The organism is Micromonospora pisi, from assembly GCF_003633685.1.
Lineage (GTDB): Bacteria > Actinomycetota > Actinomycetes > Mycobacteriales > Micromonosporaceae > Micromonospora_G > Micromonospora_G pisi.
In genome coordinates this window covers 4,028,052-4,046,027 of the sequence record NZ_RBKT01000001.1, presented here as the reverse complement: position 1 = coordinate 4,046,027, position 17,976 = coordinate 4,028,052, and the positions used below count along the sequence as shown (strand labels likewise).

The 17,976-nt window shown below is 71.0% G+C and carries 11 protein-coding genes; 7 read left to right on the top strand and 4 right to left on the bottom strand.

All coding sequences use genetic code 11. The features are described 5' to 3' along the window. Nucleotides 1-17: 17 nt before the first annotated feature. On the bottom strand, nucleotides 18-1,298 hold the full coding sequence (locus BDK92_RS17070; RefSeq protein ID WP_425462240.1) for an LOG family protein: 1,281 nt from the start codon (nucleotides 1,296-1,298) through the stop codon (nucleotides 18-20). 245 nt (nucleotides 1,299-1,543) lie between these two features. Here BDK92_RS17070 and BDK92_RS17065 point away from each other — a divergent pair, with 245 nt between their 5' ends. After that, nucleotides 1,544-1,972 (top strand): DUF3151 domain-containing protein, encoded by a 429-nt coding sequence (locus BDK92_RS17065; protein ID WP_121157605.1) that lies wholly within the window; start codon nucleotides 1,544-1,546, stop codon nucleotides 1,970-1,972. Nucleotides 1,973-2,054: 82 nt separating this feature from the next. On the opposite strand, the gene BDK92_RS17060 is transcribed toward BDK92_RS17065, so the two are convergent. Together BDK92_RS17060 and BDK92_RS17055 are read right to left on the bottom strand one after the other, a co-directional pair. Beyond that, on the bottom strand, nucleotides 2,055-4,091 hold the full coding sequence (locus tag BDK92_RS17060) for a MinD/ParA family ATP-binding protein (RefSeq protein ID WP_425462239.1): 2,037 nt from the start codon (nucleotides 4,089-4,091) through the stop codon (nucleotides 2,055-2,057). Between the two features lie 91 nt (nucleotides 4,092-4,182). After that, the gene (locus BDK92_RS17055; protein WP_121157603.1) at nucleotides 4,183-5,178 is read right to left on the bottom strand and encodes a diacylglycerol kinase family protein; all 996 of its coding nucleotides are present in this window, start codon (nucleotides 5,176-5,178) and stop codon (nucleotides 4,183-4,185) included. A gap of 126 nt (nucleotides 5,179-5,304) precedes the next feature. Between BDK92_RS17055 and BDK92_RS17050 the strand changes: the two genes are divergently transcribed. Then, nucleotides 5,305-6,591, top strand: a complete 1,287-nt coding sequence (locus tag BDK92_RS17050; RefSeq protein WP_121157602.1) for an adenylosuccinate synthase — start codon at nucleotides 5,305-5,307, stop codon at nucleotides 6,589-6,591. A gap of 119 nt (nucleotides 6,592-6,710) precedes the next feature. Here the strand turns inward: BDK92_RS17050 and BDK92_RS17045 are convergent, their stop codons facing one another. Then, nucleotides 6,711-7,466, bottom strand: coding sequence for an endonuclease domain-containing protein (locus BDK92_RS17045; protein WP_246017084.1), 756 nt, complete (start codon nucleotides 7,464-7,466; stop codon nucleotides 6,711-6,713). A 397-nt stretch (nucleotides 7,467-7,863) separates the two neighbouring features. On the opposite strand from BDK92_RS17045, the gene purD reads away from it, so the two are divergent. From purD to BDK92_RS17020, 5 genes are all read left to right on the top strand, one after another. After that, on the top strand, nucleotides 7,864-9,114 hold the full coding sequence (purD, locus tag BDK92_RS17040) for a phosphoribosylamine--glycine ligase (protein WP_121157601.1): 1,251 nt from the start codon (nucleotides 7,864-7,866) through the stop codon (nucleotides 9,112-9,114). A gap of 138 nt (nucleotides 9,115-9,252) precedes the next feature. Next, nucleotides 9,253-9,912, top strand: a complete 660-nt coding sequence (locus tag BDK92_RS17035) for a hypothetical protein (RefSeq protein WP_121157600.1) — start codon at nucleotides 9,253-9,255, stop codon at nucleotides 9,910-9,912. A 183-nt stretch (nucleotides 9,913-10,095) separates the two neighbouring features. Next, nucleotides 10,096-10,743 carry a hypothetical protein gene (locus BDK92_RS17030; RefSeq protein WP_121157599.1) on the top strand — a complete coding sequence of 216 codons (648 nt, stop codon included), beginning with the start codon at nucleotides 10,096-10,098 and terminating at the stop codon, nucleotides 10,741-10,743. Next, a complete protein-coding gene (locus tag BDK92_RS17025) occupies nucleotides 10,743-12,767 on the top strand; it encodes a flotillin family protein (protein ID WP_121157598.1) in 2,025 nt (674 codons plus the stop codon). The genes BDK92_RS17030 and BDK92_RS17025 overlap by 1 nt, the downstream gene beginning before the upstream one ends. After that, nucleotides 12,760-17,868, top strand: coding sequence for a DNA repair ATPase (locus tag BDK92_RS17020; RefSeq protein WP_246017083.1), 5,109 nt, complete (start codon nucleotides 12,760-12,762; stop codon nucleotides 17,866-17,868). Before BDK92_RS17025 ends, BDK92_RS17020 begins: the two co-directional genes overlap by 8 nt. The last annotated feature ends 108 nt before the right edge of the window (nucleotides 17,869-17,976 follow it).

Sequence of the window (17,976 nt, the reverse complement as noted above, 5' to 3'; positions counted from 1 at the left end):
CCAGTTGCCGGACCCGGTCAGGCGGCGGTGAGCAGCCGTACCGCCTCGTGCACGTCGTCGGTCACGTGGATCGAGCCGGTGAGGTCACCGAACGGGGTGAGGGCGAGCAGCGGGCGGAGCAGCGACTCGACCGGAAGCGTTTCGGTCCAGAAGGCGCGGTCGAGGAAGACGTACGCCCCGCTCGCCCCGTCGGTGCCGTAGAAGGTCTTGGTCGCCGCCTGGAACACCTCCTGCACCGTGCCGGCCCGGCCGGCGGCGAAGACGATGCCGCCCCGGGCGAGTCGCAGCAGCGTGTCCTCACGGATCGCGTTCGAGAAGTACTTGGCGATCCGGCCGGCGAAGAGGTTCGCCGGTTCGTGACCGTAGAGCCAGGTCGGGATGGAGAGCCCGCCGCGCCGGGCCCAGCCGACGGTGTCGGCCACGACGGCCTCGTCACCGGCCCGCTGCGTCGGCGCGATACCGCCACCGTCCGATGTCACACCGAGTCTCGTGGTCGACCCCGGCCCGCCCGGTGTCGGCCCGAACTCGGCCCGGACCCGTACCGCCGCCGAGGTGTACCGGTCGTGGTCGGCGAAGTCCGGAGCCTCGGCGAGCAGGTCGATGGCGGCGGACAGCTCCTCCGCTGACCGGGCGGAGAGGTACGCGCCGAGGTTCGCCGCCTCCATCACGCCGGGACCGCCACCGGTCACCACCAGCCGGTCCGCCCGCGCCAGCTCCCAGCCGAGCGTGGCGGCGAGCCGGTACGCCGCACTGCCGCGCGGTACGGCGTGCCCGCCCATCACCCCGATCACCGAACCGGGCCCGTGGACCGCCAACCAGCTCCGGGTGGCGTCGGCGAGCGCGTTGTCCATGCCATGGTCGTGCATCCGCTGGGCGAGCGCCTCGCGTACTGGCGGCAGCGCCCCACCGTGTGCGGTGAAGTGCTCGTACACCCGGGCGTCGAACATGCCGGTGAAGCCACCCGTGGCGAATCCGTCGAGTAGTTCCTCCGGGGTGTAGAGCCGGGGCGGCTGGGTCGAGTACGGCAGGTCGGCGAAGGGCGGCAGGAGGTGGGCGCCGCGGCTGATGAGATCCACCTCGACCTGACGGGAGGCGAACCGGCAGCCGATGAAGAGCGTGTCGGTCAGTTCCACGGTGGTGAGGTCGGGCGGCGGTTCGAGATCCAGCCGTAGTCCCTGCACGGTCAGCCCGGCGAGGCTGCCGGAACGCAGGTGGCGGTCGAGTTCGGCGCGGGACTCGATCTCGAACTCGGTGGTGTCGTCCGGTCCGAGCAGGTGGGTCGGGGATGGCGTGGGCACGTACGCCATCCTCTCGCGCGCCCGGCGATCACACCCGCCGCCCGGCGGCTGGTACGGCGAGAGTCCGGTGACCGAGGTCACCGGACTCTCTTTACCGGGTCCTGGGGAGGCTCCGGACCTCTATTTGTAGTCGAGTCGGCCATCGCCCGCACCGGCCGCACGCGTGAGCAAAGCCTCAGCCTTTCAGCCAGCCCGACGGGTATCCCGCCTCGCCATCGCCGAGGTCCGGCAGGTTCAATGGGGCGATGCAGAGTCTGTTGCCGGAACCGCCGGCCACCCTCCTCCCCAGCGACGACGCGGCCGAGGCCGCCCTCGCCGAGGCTGTCGAGGCCAACACCGACGAGGCGTACGCCTCGGTCGCCGCGCGTTTCCCGACCTTCAGTGCGGCCTGGGGGGCGTTGGCTTCCCGGTCCCTCGCCGAGGGCCAGGTCGTCACCGCGTACGCGTACGCGCGTACCGGCTACCACCGTGGGCTGGACCAGCTGCGCCGTAGCGGCTGGAAGGGACACGGTCCGGTGCCCTGGTCGCACGGCCCGAACCAGGGCTTCCTGCGCTGCCTGCACGTGCTGTCCCGGGCGGCCGGCGAGATCGGCGAGTCGGACGAGGCGGCCCGCTGTGCCCAGTTCCTGCGTGACTGTGACCCCGAGGCGGGCGACGCCCTCGCCGGTAGCTGACCGACGCCGGTAGCTGACCGACCCCCTTCTCCGCAGGTGTCCTCCCTGTTCCGGTCGTTTCCGACGGAACAGGGAGGAGCCGTCACAGCCCTTCGGCGACCGCTGCCGCGATCTTGAGCCAGGCGTCCCGGCTGGCGCTGGAGAGCTGGCCGTAGCGGATCGGTTCGCCGGTGTCGATCAACCGCTCGTACGGGGCCAGCAGTACCGCCCTGGTCCGGGCGGCGAAGTGCCGCTGGATCGCCGGTAGGTCGATCTCCTTGCGTGACGGCGGCATGGAGACCACCGTCACTGCCTGCCGTACCAGCCGCTGCCGACCGCTCTGTTCGAGGTGGTCGAGCATCCGGGCGGCGGTTTCGGCGGAGTCGTTCCGGGCCGACATGGTGATCAGGAGCTGGTCGGTGGCGTCGATCGCGGCCTGCCAGTTCTGCGCCCGTACGTTGTTGCCGGTGTCCACGAAGATCAGCTTGTAGAAGCGGCTGACCACTTCGCGGATCTCCGCGAAGGCGGTCGCGGTGAGCATCTCGCCGCCGGTGGCCGACTCGTCCGAGGCGAGCACGTCGAACATGCCCTCCCCCTGGGAGCGGACGTACTGCGACAGGTCGCCGACCCGCCCGTGGGAGACCTGGAACTGCCCCAGGTCGCGCAGCATGTCCCGGACGGTACGGGAGTGGAAGTCCTGTTGGGCCCGCATGCCCAGGGTGCCCTGGGTCTCGTTGTTGTCCCAGGCCAGGACGTATCCGCCGCGCTTCTGTCCGAAGGTCATCGCGAGCAGCAGGATCGCCACCGTCTTGCCCGCCCCACCCTTCGGGTTGACCACGGTGACCTGGCGCAGCCCGCCGAAGTTCCGGCGGACCATCTCGACGTCCTGTCGGATCTCCTGTTCGTGCCGGCTGGGGGAGAGCCGGACCAGGCCGAGCGTGCTCCGGTTGACCGCCGCCCGCACCCCCATGGTGGCGATCGGGTCGGCGGGCCGGTTGGCCCGGCGGCGCGCGAACTCCTCGGCGGTCGGGGTCGAGTCGTCGGGCGTCCAGGCCGGTTCGGGGTAGGCGGGGCCCGGCGGTGGCATCCGGGTCACTCCGGGGGCTTCCCGGTAGGGCTGCTGGGGCACCTGGGCGACCCCGGGGTGGACCTCGGCGCGGGGCTGGTGGGGGCCGACCGGTGGGTGCGGCGCCGTTCGCGGCGCCGGCGGATATCCGGGTACGCCGACCGCTGGTGCATGTCCCGCGCCTGGTGCATGTCCCGCACCGGGCGGGTATCCCGTTCCGCCGGGCGTCTGGGCAGGCTGTCCGGGCACGCCCGGTGCCGGGCCCGCCGGCTGTCCCTGGCCCTGCGGCTGTCCCTGATGGTGCGGGTGCCTCGCGCTCTGCGGGTGCCCCGCGCCCTGCGGGTGCCCCGCGCCCTGCGGGTGCCCTGGGTCGGGTGGGTAGGGGTGCGCGGGGTTCGTCGGACGGGGCTCGCCGGTGGGCGGCTCGACCGGGTGGCTGGGCGTGGCCGGGTGGCGGGGCGTGACCGGGTGCTCGGCGGCGGGACGCTGCGGTGGCTGCGCCCAGGGTGACTCCGGCGGGGTGGCGCGTACCGCCCGGGGGTCGGGGCCGCTCGGTGCGGTGGTTCCGGTGGCGCCGCCGGTGCCGTCGTTCAACAGGCCCAGCGTGAAGGGGTCGTCCAGGTGCACCGGTGGGCTGGCGGATCCGCGCGCCGTACCCCGGGCGGGAGCGTGGGTCGGAGCGGAAGGGGCCCACGGGTCGGCCTCAACCGGTGCCGGTGGCTGAGCTGGCGTCACCGGCGCTGCCTCCGGCGGGGTCGGGGGCGTTACGGCAGGCCCCGGCGTCGGAGGAACCACTGGCGCCGGGGCGAGGGGCGGTGGCGGCGCCGTAGACGGGGCGGGTGGTGGGAACGGGACGCCTCCCCAGGCCACGTCCGCGCCGACTCCGGGCGTCACGGTCGTCGCCGAACCGGGCCCCGGTGCTCCGCCGTCCGGTCCGGTCGGAGGCTTGTTCGCACCCGCCGGCCCGGTCTGCTGCGGCTCGGCGACGATCTCGTCCGGCGGCCAGAACGGCTCGACGTCCCGGGGCGCCGCCCCGGGGCCCGGCCGGTAGTGCTGGTTCGGCTGGTCGTCCATCACGGCAAACTCCCCCCTGCTCCGCCCGAGGATATGCCCGTGGGGCGGCTCGAGCCGGGCACCGAGCCCGGCCGAGGGCCGACATACCAGGTCAGCGGCTGTAGACCGCCCACGCGCCGGGCTCGATCCACCAGGAGCGCTTGCGCCCCAGCTTGCCGCTGACGCCGTCGTCCACGTACGGCAGGTCACCGTCGCGGGGCACGACCGAGACCGCGCGTCCCCGGGCCCGGCGCACCTCGATGCGTACCTTCTTGCGGCCCCAGCGGGGACCGGCGAGCACCGGGACGGCAACCGCGACCTCGACCACGCCGCTGCCCAGGTCGGCCTCGGCCAGCAACGGGAGGGTGGCGAGCTGTGCGTAGCCCCGGCCGTTGCCGACGGCACACGCGAGTACGGGATCGTCTCCGCTGGTGAGCACGGTGTCGTCCACCTCGACCCGGCCCCGCCACGGAACCGTGCGGCCGTCGTCGTCGGCGTGCGCGAGCAGCACCCCGTCCAGGGTGACCGAGCCGCCGTCGTTGCGGAGCAGGTCAAGGCGGCGGACCGGGCCGTCGAGGAGCGCGGTGGCGACGTCGGCCGGGTCGCGGGGCAGACCGAGCTGGCCGACCAGGTCCGTCGGCGCCCCGTCGCGTCCGGCGCCGGCCGGGTCGAGCGGGAGCAGGCCGATCGGGGGCAGGTCGGGCACGGTCCGGTTGCCGGCGAGGTCGGCCGGCCGCTTGCTCGGCGGCGGGGCGTACCTGCGGACCATCCGGCGCATCACTGCGCGTAACTGTCCGTCACTCGCCGTCGCGATGATCAGCCGGGTCTTGCTGTCCTGTTCCGGCCAGGTGAGGCCGTCCGGGCGGGCCGGTGCGTCCAGTCGGGCGAGCACCTGGTCGATCTCCGCGTCCGAGTGGGCGGTGATCATCTCCACCCGGGCGCCTCGGGCGGTGAGTGCGTCCGCGCAGGTCAGCACGGGTACGCGGGGGGTGTCGGTGCAGCTCTCGTCAGCGCTGCCGGCGGCCGAACCGCAGCAGCCGTCACCGTTGCCGCAGCCGGCGGAGCCGTCCCGGCCCGACCCGAGGGTCAGTAGCACCACGTCGTACACGGGCGGTGGCCTCCTGCCTGTCTCCCCGGCCACTACCGGCGGGGCTGTCACTTCTTGTTAATCTGACACCTCGGGCTCGCCACGCGGTCGCCACCTGGCACCCGAGCCCCTCGAAGGCGGGTTGAGATGCCAGCGATCGTGCTCATCGGGGCGCAGTGGGGCGACGAGGGCAAAGGAAAGGTTACCGACCTGCTCGGAGAGCAGGTCCACTACGTCGTCCGTTACTCCGGCGGTAACAACGCCGGGCACACCGTGATCACGCCGGACGGGCAGAAGTACGCGTTGCACCTGATGCCGTCCGGTGCCCTCTCCCCGAACGCGATGATCGTGATCGGTAACGGGGTGGTGGTGGATCCCAAGGTGCTGCTCGAGGAGATCGACGGCCTGGCCGAGCGGGGCGTCGACGTCTCCCGGCTGCGGATCTCCGGCGACGCGCACCTGATCATGCCGCACCACCGTGCACTGGACCGGGTGGTCGAGCGTTACCTCGGCTCGGCCCGGATCGGCACCACCGGTCGGGGCATCGGCCCGGCGTACGGCGACAAGGTCGCCCGGATGGGGATCCGGCTGCAGGATCTGCTCGATCCGGGCATCCTGCGCAAGAAGCTGGAACTCGCGCTGCGCGAGAAGAACCAGATGCTGTTCAAGGTCTACAACCGCAAGGCGCTGGACGTGGACGCGGTGACCGAGGAGTACCTGGAGTACGCGAAGCGGCTGCGGCCGTACATCGCGGAGACCCGGACGATCCTCTGGGACGCGCTGGACCGGGGCGAGACGGTGCTGCTGGAAGGCGCCCAGGCGACCATGCTCGACATGGACCACGGCACCTATCCCTTCGTGACCTCGTCGAACCCGACCGCGGGCGGGGCCTGCGTGGGGGCGGGCATCCCGCCGACCGCGATCACGAAGGTCATCGGTGTGACCAAGGCGTACACCACCAGGGTTGGGTCGGGCCCGTTCCCGACCGAGTTGCACGACGAGAACGGCATGCACCTGCGCAAGGTCGGTGTCGAGTACGGCACCACGACCGGCCGGGAGCGGCGGACGGGCTGGTTCGACGCGGTGGTCGCCCGGTACGCGACCCGGCTCAACGGCATCACCGACCTGGTGGTCACCAAGCTCGACGTGCTGACCGGTCTGGAGAAGGTGCCGATCTGCGTCGGTTACGAGATCGACGGTGAGCGGTTCGACGACATGCCGATGACGCAGACCGGGTTCCACCACGCCACGCCGATCTACGAGGAGCACGACGGCTGGTGGGAGGACATCACCAAGGCCCGTACCGAGGCTGAGCTGCCGGAGAACGCTCGTCGCTACATCGCGCGGATCGAGGAACTCTGCGGCACCCGGGTCAGCGTCGTCGGCGTCGGCCCCGGCCGCGAGGAGAACGTCGTCCGCCACCCCCTCCTCTGACCCACCCGTCGTCCATCCCGATCTCCTCGTCGATCTCCTCGTCGATCTCCTCGTCGATCTCCTTGTTGATCATGAAGTTGGTGCGTCATTCGGGCCGAAACCGCGCGCTAACTTCATGATCAACGGGTCCGGCGTCGTCGGTGGGCGGCACGAATGATCGAGGGGATGTAGTCGGGGTCCTGGGTGTCGGCCCAGGTGAAACGGAACACGCGCCAGCCAGCGTTGGCGATCCGGTTCTGCCGTCGGCGGTCCCGGTAGAGGGCGTCCGGGGTGCTGTGCACCTCGGCGCCGTCCGCCTCGCCGATAATCCGCTCGCGGAGCCAGGCCAGGTCCCCCAGCGCGAGCAGGTACCCGTCCTCGTCGCGTACCGGGTGCTGCAGTTCGTCCGGGGGGACTCCGCCGTCAGCGCAGCGCAGGCGTACCCGCGTTTCGAGTGGGGACTCGGCTCGCCCGTCCGCTTCCGCCAGATACCGTCGGGCGTCGACGGCTCCACGTCGTCGGGCGAGCATCGCGCGTACGCCGGTCAGGTCTGTCTCGTCGACCGACCCTCGATTCAGTGCCGAGTCCAGCACCGAGACCGCCGCGAACCGATCCAGCCGGAGTAGCAGGTCGGCGGCGGTACGCGGGGCGGTGGTGGTCGGGATTCCGGCGACCGTGCCGAGTTGTGCGGGCGGAATCAGCAGCTGGTGCACCACGGCGGCGGGGTCGCTGGACCGCAGTGGCCGCGCCACCGCGCCGGGTACGGAGACATGCACCTTCGGGTCGGTGCGTAATCCCGCGAGCCCGTGCAGTTCGGCGGCGGTGCCGAGCACGGCCGTCGCCTCCGGTCCGAATGACGCCACCACGGCCCGGATCCGGGCGCGTCGCGTCGCCATGGGGTCAAGGGCCGGCTCGACGAGGTACGCCGCGCGCGCCAGTCGTCGCCACCTTCGGCTGCGACAGAGTCGCTCGATCTCGCGGTCCGTCAGTCCTGCGGCTCGCGCCTGCTCGCGGGTCAAAAGGTGGGATAAGTCCTATGGGGCCAGGCGAGGTCACCACGCCGTCCTGCCTCGCGGCGACTCGCCGAATGGTCGTCGATGCATCCATTCCCCCAACCTGCTAGCCCACCCCCGCCCCCTCCACCCCCTGTGGATAACCCCCACCCTCCTGTGGATAACCTGCGCGAGGTCGAGGGGCGCTGATCATGAAGTTGAACCCAGGGAAACCGCGCCGCACGCGCGCCAACTTCATGATCAACAGGGCGGGGTGGGGGAACGCGTAGGATCGGGCGTCGTGCGCGTACTTCTTATCGGCAGTGGTGGGCGGGAGCATGCGCTCGCGCTCGGGCTGGCCGCTGATCCTTCGGTCGAGCAGCTCATCGCAGCCCCGGGCAACCCGGGCATAGCCAGCGTGGCGGAGCTGAGGCAGGTCGACGCGGTCGACCCGGCCGCCGTCGCCGCGCTCGCGGTGGAGGTCGGCGCGGACCTCGTCGTGATCGGCCCGGAAGCACCGCTGGTGGCCGGGGTCGCCGACGTCGTCCGGGCCAAGGGCATCGCGGTCTTCGGCCCCTCCGGTGCGGCGGCCCGGATCGAGGGCTCCAAGACGTTCGCCAAGGAGATCATGACGGCGGCCGGCGTGCCGACCGCCCGTGCGTACACCTGCACCGACCCGGGCGAGGTGGCCCGGGCGCTGGACGAGTTCGGCGCGCCGTACGTGGTGAAGGACGACGGGCTGGCCGCCGGCAAGGGCGTCGTGGTGACCGAGGACCGGGCACACGCCCTCGAACACGCCGCCGCCTGCGGTCAGGTGGTGGTCGAGGAATACCTGGCCGGCCCCGAGGTCTCCCTCTTCGTGGTCACCGACGGGGAGGCCGCGCTGCCGCTCCTGCCGGCCCAGGACTTCAAGCGGGTCGGCGACGGCGACACCGGCCCGAACACCGGCGGCATGGGGGCGTACGCGCCACTGCCGTGGGCGTCGCCGGACCTGGTCGAGGACGTGATGGCCCGGGTGGTCCAGCCGACCCTGGCCGAGATGCGCCGCCGGGGCACCCCCTTCTCCGGCCTGCTCTACGTCGGCCTGGCGATCACCAGCCGTGGGCCGAAGGTGATCGAGTTCAACGCGCGGTTCGGTGATCCGGAGACGCAGGTCGTACTCGCACTGCTGGAGACGCCGCTGGCCGGGCTGCTGAACGCGGCCGCGACCGGCACGCTCGCCGCGCATCCGCCGCTGCGCTGGCGCGCCGGCGCCGGGGTCGCCGTGGTGGTGGCCTCGGCCGGCTATCCGGAGGCGGCCCGCACCGGCGACGTCATCACCGGCGCCGACCGGCCCGGCATCATCCACGCCGGCACCGCGCGCCGGGACAGCGACGGTGCCCTGCTCTCCGCCGGGGGCCGGGTTCTCGCCGGTACGGCGATCGGCCCCGACCTGGAGGTCGCGCGGGACGCGGCGTACGCCCTGATCGAGGGGATCGAGCTGGACGGCTCCCACCACCGGCGGGACATCGCGCTGGCGGCGATCGAGGGGCGGATCGCACCGCCCCGGTAGCCATCCGTACCGGGACTTCGCGGTTGATCGTCGGGGTCGGCACGAAAGCGGGATTCGCTCAGGCCGGTCCGCTCCCTACCTTGGGATCCGACACCCGGCCGGGCCTCGGCCGGGGCGAGTTTCCCGCAGGGAGCACCGATGAACAGGATCGTGGCCGGCCGGTACGTCGGGGAGCGCGCCAGCAGGGCGTCCACAGTGGTGGTCCGCCGTCGCGCCGCCCGGTTTCTCGCTCCGCCCCTGGTGGGTGTGCTGGCGCTGGCCACGATGGGTTGTTCGGCGGAGGACCGCCGGTCGGCCCCGACGGGCAAGCTGGCTCCCTCCGCCAGCGCGTCGGTCGACCCCGGTGTCACCGGCCCGGTCCCGACCGCGTCGGCCGGCCAGACCGGGTCAGGTCCGACGGCTACCCCGGCTGGTCAGCCGGGCAACGCGCCCGGCCAACCCGGCACCGCCACCTCCGCCGGCCCTGCTGACGCCGCCTCGCCGGTGAGGATCACGTCGTTCCGGGTGAAGCAGAAGCCGAGCTGCCCACAGGGGGCCTCGGAGTTCCCGGTCGAGGCCGTGCCGCTGACGCTGGAGTGGAAGGTCTCCGGGGCGGAGAGGGTGGAACTGGCGGTGGACGGGCCGGGCCTCTACGGCACCTACCCCGCGATCGGTACGGAGAGCTTCACGTTCTCCTGCGGCGGCGTCCCCGGCAGCGTCGAGAACCACACCTACAAGCTCACCGCGAAGCACGGGACGTACGTCGACACCCGGACCGTCACCGCGAGCGCGACGGTCTACGACATCGCGGGTGTGTGAACGGGTCGGTGCGGGGCTAGCCGATCATCCCATCTGGACCACCTGTTCGGTGCGACGACCGGGCGTTCCTCGTTGACAACCCGTGCCATGATCAGCCTGTCGTACCGAATCCGATCGATGCCCGGCTCTCTCCTGGCTGTGCCGTGTCGGCTGTTGACTGTGCAGGGGGGTCGGCAGAGCTCGATGGGTGAGTTCCTGGACGTGGCGCTCGGCTTTCCGACCGCGCTCTTCAGTTTTCTGCTGGTGGTGGTCGTCGGCTACTGGGCGTTGGTGCTCTTCGGGACGGTCGGCATCGACGAGAACGCGGAGACGGAAGCGGGCGACGGGACCGGTTTACTGAGCGGGATCGGGCTCGGCGGACTGCCGTCGACCGTGGCGCTCTCGGTGCTGATCGTGGTGGCCTGGTTCGTCAGCCTGGTCGGCAGCGTGCTGCTGGATCGACCGGACTGGTCCGCCACGCTCGCCGTGTTGCTCCCCGTCGGGCTGCTGCTGGTCGCGCTGGCCGCCGCCTGGCTGGTCACCCGTCTGCTCACCCGTCCGCTGCGGCACTTCTTCCAGACCGAGCCGCCGGTCTCCCGCAGCGCCTTCGTCGGTCAGGTCTGTGTGATCCGTACCGGCGCGGTGAGCGTCGACTTCGGACAGGCGGAAGTCACCGCCGCGGACGGCTCGTCGGCGGTCATCCAGGTCCGACAGGCCGGTGCGGACGTGCTCGGCGCGGGCAGCCTCGCACTCATCTACGACTACGACGCCGACCGCGAGTTCTTCTGGGTGCTCCCGGTCGGTGCCACCGGAGATCCCGACTACCACCCCCACGGACCGAAGGACCACTGATGGATGTGATCACCACCGGGGTCGGCGTACTCCTGGCCGTCCTTCTTCTCGTCGCGATCGGCGTCGTCTTCCTGGTCAGCCGCTTGTTCCGGAAGGTCGAACAGGGCAAGGCGCTGATCATCTCGAAGGTTCGGCGGGTCGACGTGACCTTCACCGGCGCGGTTGTGCTCCCGGTGCTGCACAAGTCCGAAATCATGGACATCTCGGTGAAGACGATCGACATCGAGCGGACCGGCCAGGAGGGCCTGATCTGCCGGGACAACATCCGGGCCGACATCCGGATCACGTTCTTCGTCCGGGTCAACAAGACCACCGAAGATGTGATCAAGGTGGCGCAGGCGATCGGTACGGCACGGGCCAGTGACCGGGAGACGCTCCAGGAGCTGTTCAACGCGAAGTTCTCCGAGGCGCTCAAGACGGTCGGCAAGCAGCTCGACTTCGTGGACCTCTACACGAAGCGGAACGAGTTCCGGGACCAGATCATCCGGGTCATCGGCACCGACCTCAACGGCTACAGCCTGGAGGACGCGGCGATCGACTTCCTGGAGCAGACGCCACTGTCCAAGTTGGACGCGGCGAACATCCTCGACGCCCAGGGCATTCGGAAAATCACCGAGCTGACCGCGATCGAGCACATCCGGACCAACGAATTCCAGCGCAACGAGCAGAAGGAGATCACCCGGCAGAACGTCGACGCCCGGGAGGCCATCCTCGAGCTCGAACGGCGGCAGGCCGACGCCGAACTCAAGCAGCACCGCGAAATCGAGACGCTACGGGCGCGGGAGGACGCGGAAATCTCCCGGGTACGGGCGGAGGAGCGGCTCCGGGCCGAGACGGCGCACATCCGTACCGACGAGCAGTTGGGCATCCAGCAGGAGAACAAGGCCCGCGAGATCGCGGTGGCGGAGAAGAACCGGGAACGGGTCATCGCGATCGAGTCCGAGCGGATCGAGAAGGACCGCATGCTGGAGGTGATCGGCCGGCAGCGGGAAACCGAACTCTCCACCATCTCGAAGGACAAAGAGGTCGAGGTGGAGCGGCGGGCCATCGCCGAGGTCATCCGTGAGCGGATCGCGGTGGACAAGACCGTGGCCGAGCAGGAGGAGAACATCAAGCGCCTGCGGGTGGTCGAGGAGGCCGAGCGGACCCGTCAGGCGGTGGTGATCCAGGCCGAGGCCGAGGCGCAGGAGGCTCTGGTCAAGGACATCAAGGCGGCCGAGGCTTCGGAGCAGGCCGCCAAGCACAAGGCCCGGGAGAACCTGGTCCTGGCCGAGGCCCGGCAGCAGGCCGCCGAACTGGAGACCCGGGCCAAGATCCGGTTGGCGGAGGGTACGCAGGCCGAAGCGGCCGCGGCCGGTCTGGCCGAGGTCCAGGTACGCGAGCGCGGCGCCGAGGTGATCGAGAAGGTCGGCCGGGCGGAAGCGCTTGTCGAACGTGAGAAGGCGCTGGTCCTCGCCGACGCGGTACGGGAGAAGCTGAAGGGCGAGGCGGAGGGTCTCACCGAGAAGGCGGCGGCGATGGCCGCGCTGGACGAGGCAAGCCGGGGACACGAGGAGTTCCGGCTGCGGCTGGAGGCGGAGAAGGAACTCCGACTCGCCGGCATCAAGGCCCAGCACCAGGTGGCCGAGTCCCAGGCAATGGTACTCGCGGCCGGGCTCGAAAAGGCGAACATCGACATCGTCGGCGGGGACAGCATGTTCTTCGACCGGCTGGTCAACTCGATCACCCTCGGCAAGAGCGTCGACGGCTTCGTCCAGCACTCGGAGGTCGCGCAGAGCCTTGCCAAGCCGTGGCTGGACGGGGAGGCGAGCTTTCCCGAGGACCTGACCCGGATGATCGGCTCGCTGAACACCGGTGACGTACAGAACCTGACCGTCTCAGCCTGGTTGTTACAGCAGATCCACGCCGGCGGGTCCAACGCCGACAAGCTGCGGGACCTGCTCCAGGCGGCGCAGAAGCTCGGCCTGGCCGACGCGCCACTCGCCGCGCTGAACGGCCCGAGGCAACGGGGTACGGGTGAGTGAGCCAATGCCCGGGGCGACCGTCGCCGGCCCGACCGGGTCGACGACGGCCGGCCCGGCCACCCCGGTCGACGCCACCGCCGAGGGCAGCGACCGGCAGGGCGTCGACGCGGGAACGTACGAGGTGTTGCGGGCCCGGCTCGCCGAGCGCGCCGCCGAACTGGCCCGTCGCGCCGAGTGGCTCAACGCCCGCCGGCTGGAGGTCTTCGGCGGCACCGAACTGCGGCTGATCGGCACCGAACGGATCCGGACCCGGAACAACTGCGTGCCCCGGGACATCGTGTCGGTCGGCGGGCTGATGCTCTTCGGTTACAACGTCTTCATCGGCCTCAAGCCCGAGACCACTGTCGACGACGTCTTCTCCCTGCACCACTTCGCCCGTGGGCGGGCCGCGGTGGAGTCCATCGGCGCGGGGGACCCGGGGGACTCCGACGCGTTCCGGTTCGACGACGTCGACCCGGGTCAGCTCGCCGGCCTGCTGCGTGACCCGCAGTTCGAGCGCGACTTCGGCGAGCTGTACCGGTACTACCGGGAGACCCGGTTGACGCAGCTTCGACGGCTCGACGGGCGGCTGTTGGCGGTCTTCCAGACCGGGCCGCGTACCGAGGACATCCGGGTGCTGCGGTGGCAGGTCGGCACCGACGGCACCATCGGCTACCTGGACAACCGGGGCGAGCGGGATCATGTCTTCCCGCCCTCGCACGACTTCGAATGGATCGAGACCACCCGGGACAACCACATCCTCGGCCGGCACCCGCACATCTCCATCAACGACGAGGTCTTTGTCGAGACGGTCGGCGGCACCCTCACCGTCAAGGTGGAGAACAACACCGAGACCGGCGAGGGAATCTACGAGGAACCGGTCGACGAGCCGTTGCAGAGCCTCGCCGACGCCGACATCCAGCACGCCCGGATCGGGCCGCTGATCCTGTTGCGGATGCGGCCGTACAAGGAGACCCAGTGGCGGCACCTGGTCTTCAACACCAGGACCAAGGAGGTGGTCCGGCTCGACGGCATCGGGCAGGCCTGCCAACGGCTGCCCGAGGACCACGGCATCATCTTCCCCGGCGGTTACTACCTCGCCACCGGAGTCAGCCGTACCTTCGACACCGACGTCACCGGACTCGAGTTCGAGCGGACCATCCGGTCGACCAACGGCGAGGACGTGCTCTACGTCTTCCACGCCCGGGGCGCCGGCCGGACCCTGCTGTTGCCGTACAACGTGATCCGGAAGGAGGTCGCCACCCCCATCCCGGGTCACGGCTACTCGATCTTCGACGACGGCACGCTGGTGGTCTTCCGGGCCACCTCGGACGAGCCGACCCGGGTCCACCCGATGCAGGTCTGGCAGACGCCGTACCTCTCCGACAGCTACGCCGCCGGGCAACCGGTCGGCACCGGCCCGTTGGAGCGGGTCGGCAACGCCGACCTGGTACGCGGCATCTCGGACGCCCTGTCGGTGTCCCGCATGGTCAACGAGATGACGCCGACCCTCGCCGTGTTCGAGGCGCTGATCGCCGCCTGCGCCCGGGTCTTCGACCACTACCACTGGCTCGGCGAGGCCGACCTCGGTGACCTGCGAGCCCCGCTGAGCGAGGTGCGTGCCACCGGCAAGCAGGTGCTGGACGAGTTCGAGAAGGTGCAGTCGCTGACCGCGCACGCCGCCGCCACGGTGGACGAGGCGGCGCAGCGCAACGCCGCCCTGGTTCGGCAGGTACGCGGTGAGGCGCCCCGCACCGCCGACGACTGGGTACGCCAGCTCGCCGGCCTCCGCCAGGCGGAGGGGCACCTGGTCACCCTCCGCGACCTGCGTTACGTGGACCTGGCCCGGATCGACGAACTCAGCGCCGAACTGGGGACGGAACTCATCACCACCGGTCAACGGGTGGTCGCCTTCCTGCAACGCGACAACGCGTTCGGTGACTACCAGACCGAGGTGGAGCGGTTGCGGACCACCGCCGCCGCGATCGGGACCGTCGCCGAGGCCGCGCCGCTGCGCGACCGCCTCGCCGAGCAGGCCGAAGGGCTCCAGGTGGTGACCGAGGTGGTCGGCTCGCTGGAGATCGCCGACGCGACCGTACGGACCGGGATCCTGGCCCGGATCGGCGAGGTGCTCGCCTCGGTCAACCGGGCCCGGGCCATCCTGGACGGCCGTCGCGGTCAACTCCTCACCGCTGAGGGGCGGGCCGGCTTCGCGGCCGAGTTCGCCCTGCTCGGGCAGGCGGTCACCGGTGCGCTCGCGGTCGCCGACACGGCCGAACGCTGCGACGAACAACTGGGCCGACTGCTCCTGCAGGTGGAGAACCTGGAGTCCCGGTTCGGCGAGTTCGACGACTTCCTCGCCGAACTGGGCACCCGCCGTACCGACATCTACGAGGCGTTCTCCGCTCGGAAACAGGCGCTGCTGGACGAGCGGGCCCGCCGCTCCGACCGGCTGGTCGGCTCCGCCGAACGGATCCTGACCAGCGTGCACCGGCGGCTCACCGGGCTGCGCTCACTCGACGAGATCAACACGTACTTCGCCTCCGACCCGATGGTGGCGAAACTGCGCGGGGTCGCCGACGAGCTGCGTACGTTGGGCGACCCGGTACGGGCCGAGGAACTGGCCGGACGGATCAAGGCCGCCCGGCAGGAGGCCGGCCGGGCCCTGCGTGACCAGCAGGATCTCTACACCGATGGCGGCGCGACGATCCGGCTCGGCCGGCACAGCTTCTCGGTCAACACGCAGGAGGTCGACGTCACGCTGGTGCCGGGGGACGGCCGGCTGGCGGTCGCGGTCACCGGCACCGACTACCGGGCGCCGATCCGGGACGAGACGTTCCAGCAGACCCAGCCGTTCTGGGAGCAGTCGTTGGTCTCCGAGTCCACCGAGGTGAGCCGGGCGGAATACCTGGCCGCCTCGATCCTCGCCGCCGCCGAGGCCGGTCGGAGGGCGGGCACCGGTCTGCCCACACTGGACCTGGAGGAGCTGCACCGGGCGGCGGTCAGCGGAGCCGAGCTGCCGGACCTGGTCCGCCGCTTCGCCGAGGGTCGGTACGACGAAGGTTACGAACGCGGCATCCACGACCACGATGCGGCGGCGATCCTGGACCCGCTGCTGCGCCTCTACGACGGCGCCGGACTGCTCCGTTACGAACCGGCCGCGCGGGCCGCCGCGCAGCTCTTCTGGAGCTTCGGCGTGGACGGCTCGACCCGGACCGGCTGGTCCACCCGCGCGGGTTCACTCGCGCGGGCACGAACGGCGTTCGGCGCCTCGGCGGCGATCGAGGAGCTCCGTGCGGAGCTGGCCGACGCGGCCGGCAGCTTCCTTCGCGCCGCCGGCCTGCCGGACCAGGCGGAGGTTGCCCCGCTTGCCGCCGAGTACCTCTTCGAGGAACTGTCCCGGGCACCGTTCGGTTTTGTCACCGGCGCCGGTGCCCGCGCCCTGCTCGACCGGTTCCGGCGTACCCTCGGCGGCCCTGCGTCGAAATCGGTGCAGGAGTTCGACGAGGACCTGCGGGCACTCGGCGACAACCTCGCCGCCCGGCACCAGCTCGTCGAAGCCTGGCTCGCCTCGTTCCTGCGTATGGCGGAGGGGTCAGCCGGCACCGGGCAACCGCTGGACGCGTACGACCTGCCGGAGGCGGTGGCGATCGAACTCTGCGGCGCCGGGCTGCCCCGGCACGAGTCCGCGGCGGCCCTCTCCGTCGAGGTGTCGGGGCTGCTCGCCACCCATCCCCGGATCGTCGACGGGCGGCTGTCGTTGCGGATCGACGAACTGCTCGCCCGGACCGGGCGGTTCCGGCGGGTGCGGGTGCCGGCGTACCGGGATTACCAGCGTCGCCGCAACGAGCTGGTGGCGCGCGAACGGACCCGGTTGCGGCTTGCCGAGCACCAGCCGAAGGTACTCAGCTCGTTCGTCCGCAACCGGCTGCTGGACGAGGTCTACCTGCCACTGATCGGGGACAACCTGGCCCGGCAGATCGGTGCCAGCGGCGACACCAAGCGGGTCGACCAGATGGGCCTGCTGTTGCTGATCTCCCCTCCGGGGTACGGCAAGACCACTCTGATGGAGTACGTCGCCAGCCGCCTCGGCCTGGTTTTCGTCAAGGTGAACGGGCCCGCGCTCGGTTCGGCGGTCACCTCGGTCGACCCGGCCGAGGCGCCGAACGCCACCGCCCGCCAGGAGGTCGAGAAGATCTCGTTCGCGCTGGAGCTGGGCAACAACGTCCTGCTCTACCTCGACGACATCCAGCACACCTCGCCTGAGCTGTTGCAGAAGTTCATCTCCCTCTGCGACGGGCAGCGCCGGATGGAAGGGGTCTGGGACGGCCGGACCCGCAGCTACGACCTGCGCGGCAAGCGGTTCGCGGTGTGCATGGCCGGCAACCCGTACACCGAGTCGGGGCGGCGGTTCCGGGTGCCGGACATGCTGGCGAACCGGGCCGACGTGTGGAACCTCGGTGACGTGCTCTCCGGGCGGGACGAGGTCTTCGCCCTCAGTTACCTGGAGAACGCGGTCACCTCGAACCCGGTGCTGGCGCCGCTCGCCGGCCGGGACCGGGGTGACCTGGAGCTGCTGGTCCGGTTGGCCCGGGGCGACGAGACGGTACGGGCGGACCAGCTCACCCATCCGTACGCCGCGGTCGAACTGGATCAGATCCTTTCCGTGCTGCGCAAGCTGATCCGGGTGCAGCAGGTGGTGCTGGCGAACAACCGGGCGTACATCAACTCGGCGGCGCAGGCGGACGCGTCCCGTACCGAGCCTCCGTTCCTGCTCCAGGGCTCGTACCGGAACATGAACAAGCTGACCGAGCGGATCGTGCCGGTGATGAACGACGAGGAGTTGGAACGGGTCATCGACGACCACTACCTCGGCGAGGCGCAGACCCTGGCCGCGGGGGCCGAGGCGAACCTGTTGAAGCTGGCGGAGCTGCGGGGTCGGTTGACCGACGAGCAGTCCCGCCGCTGGGCCGAGGTGAAGGCCGCGTACCTGCGGGAGCGGGCACTCGGCGGCGACTCCGACGACGCGGTCGGTCGCGCGGTCGGCGCTCTCGGTCTGCTCGCCGACCGCATCGCCGCCATCGAGTCCGCCATAACCCGGGCCACCCGCCCCACCCCCTGACACCCCACCCCGACCCCAGGCTGTTGATCATGAAGTTGGCGCGGATTTCTCGCGCTCACAGCGCGCCAACTTCATGATCAACGCGTGCCTGGGGGCGCGGACGACCGT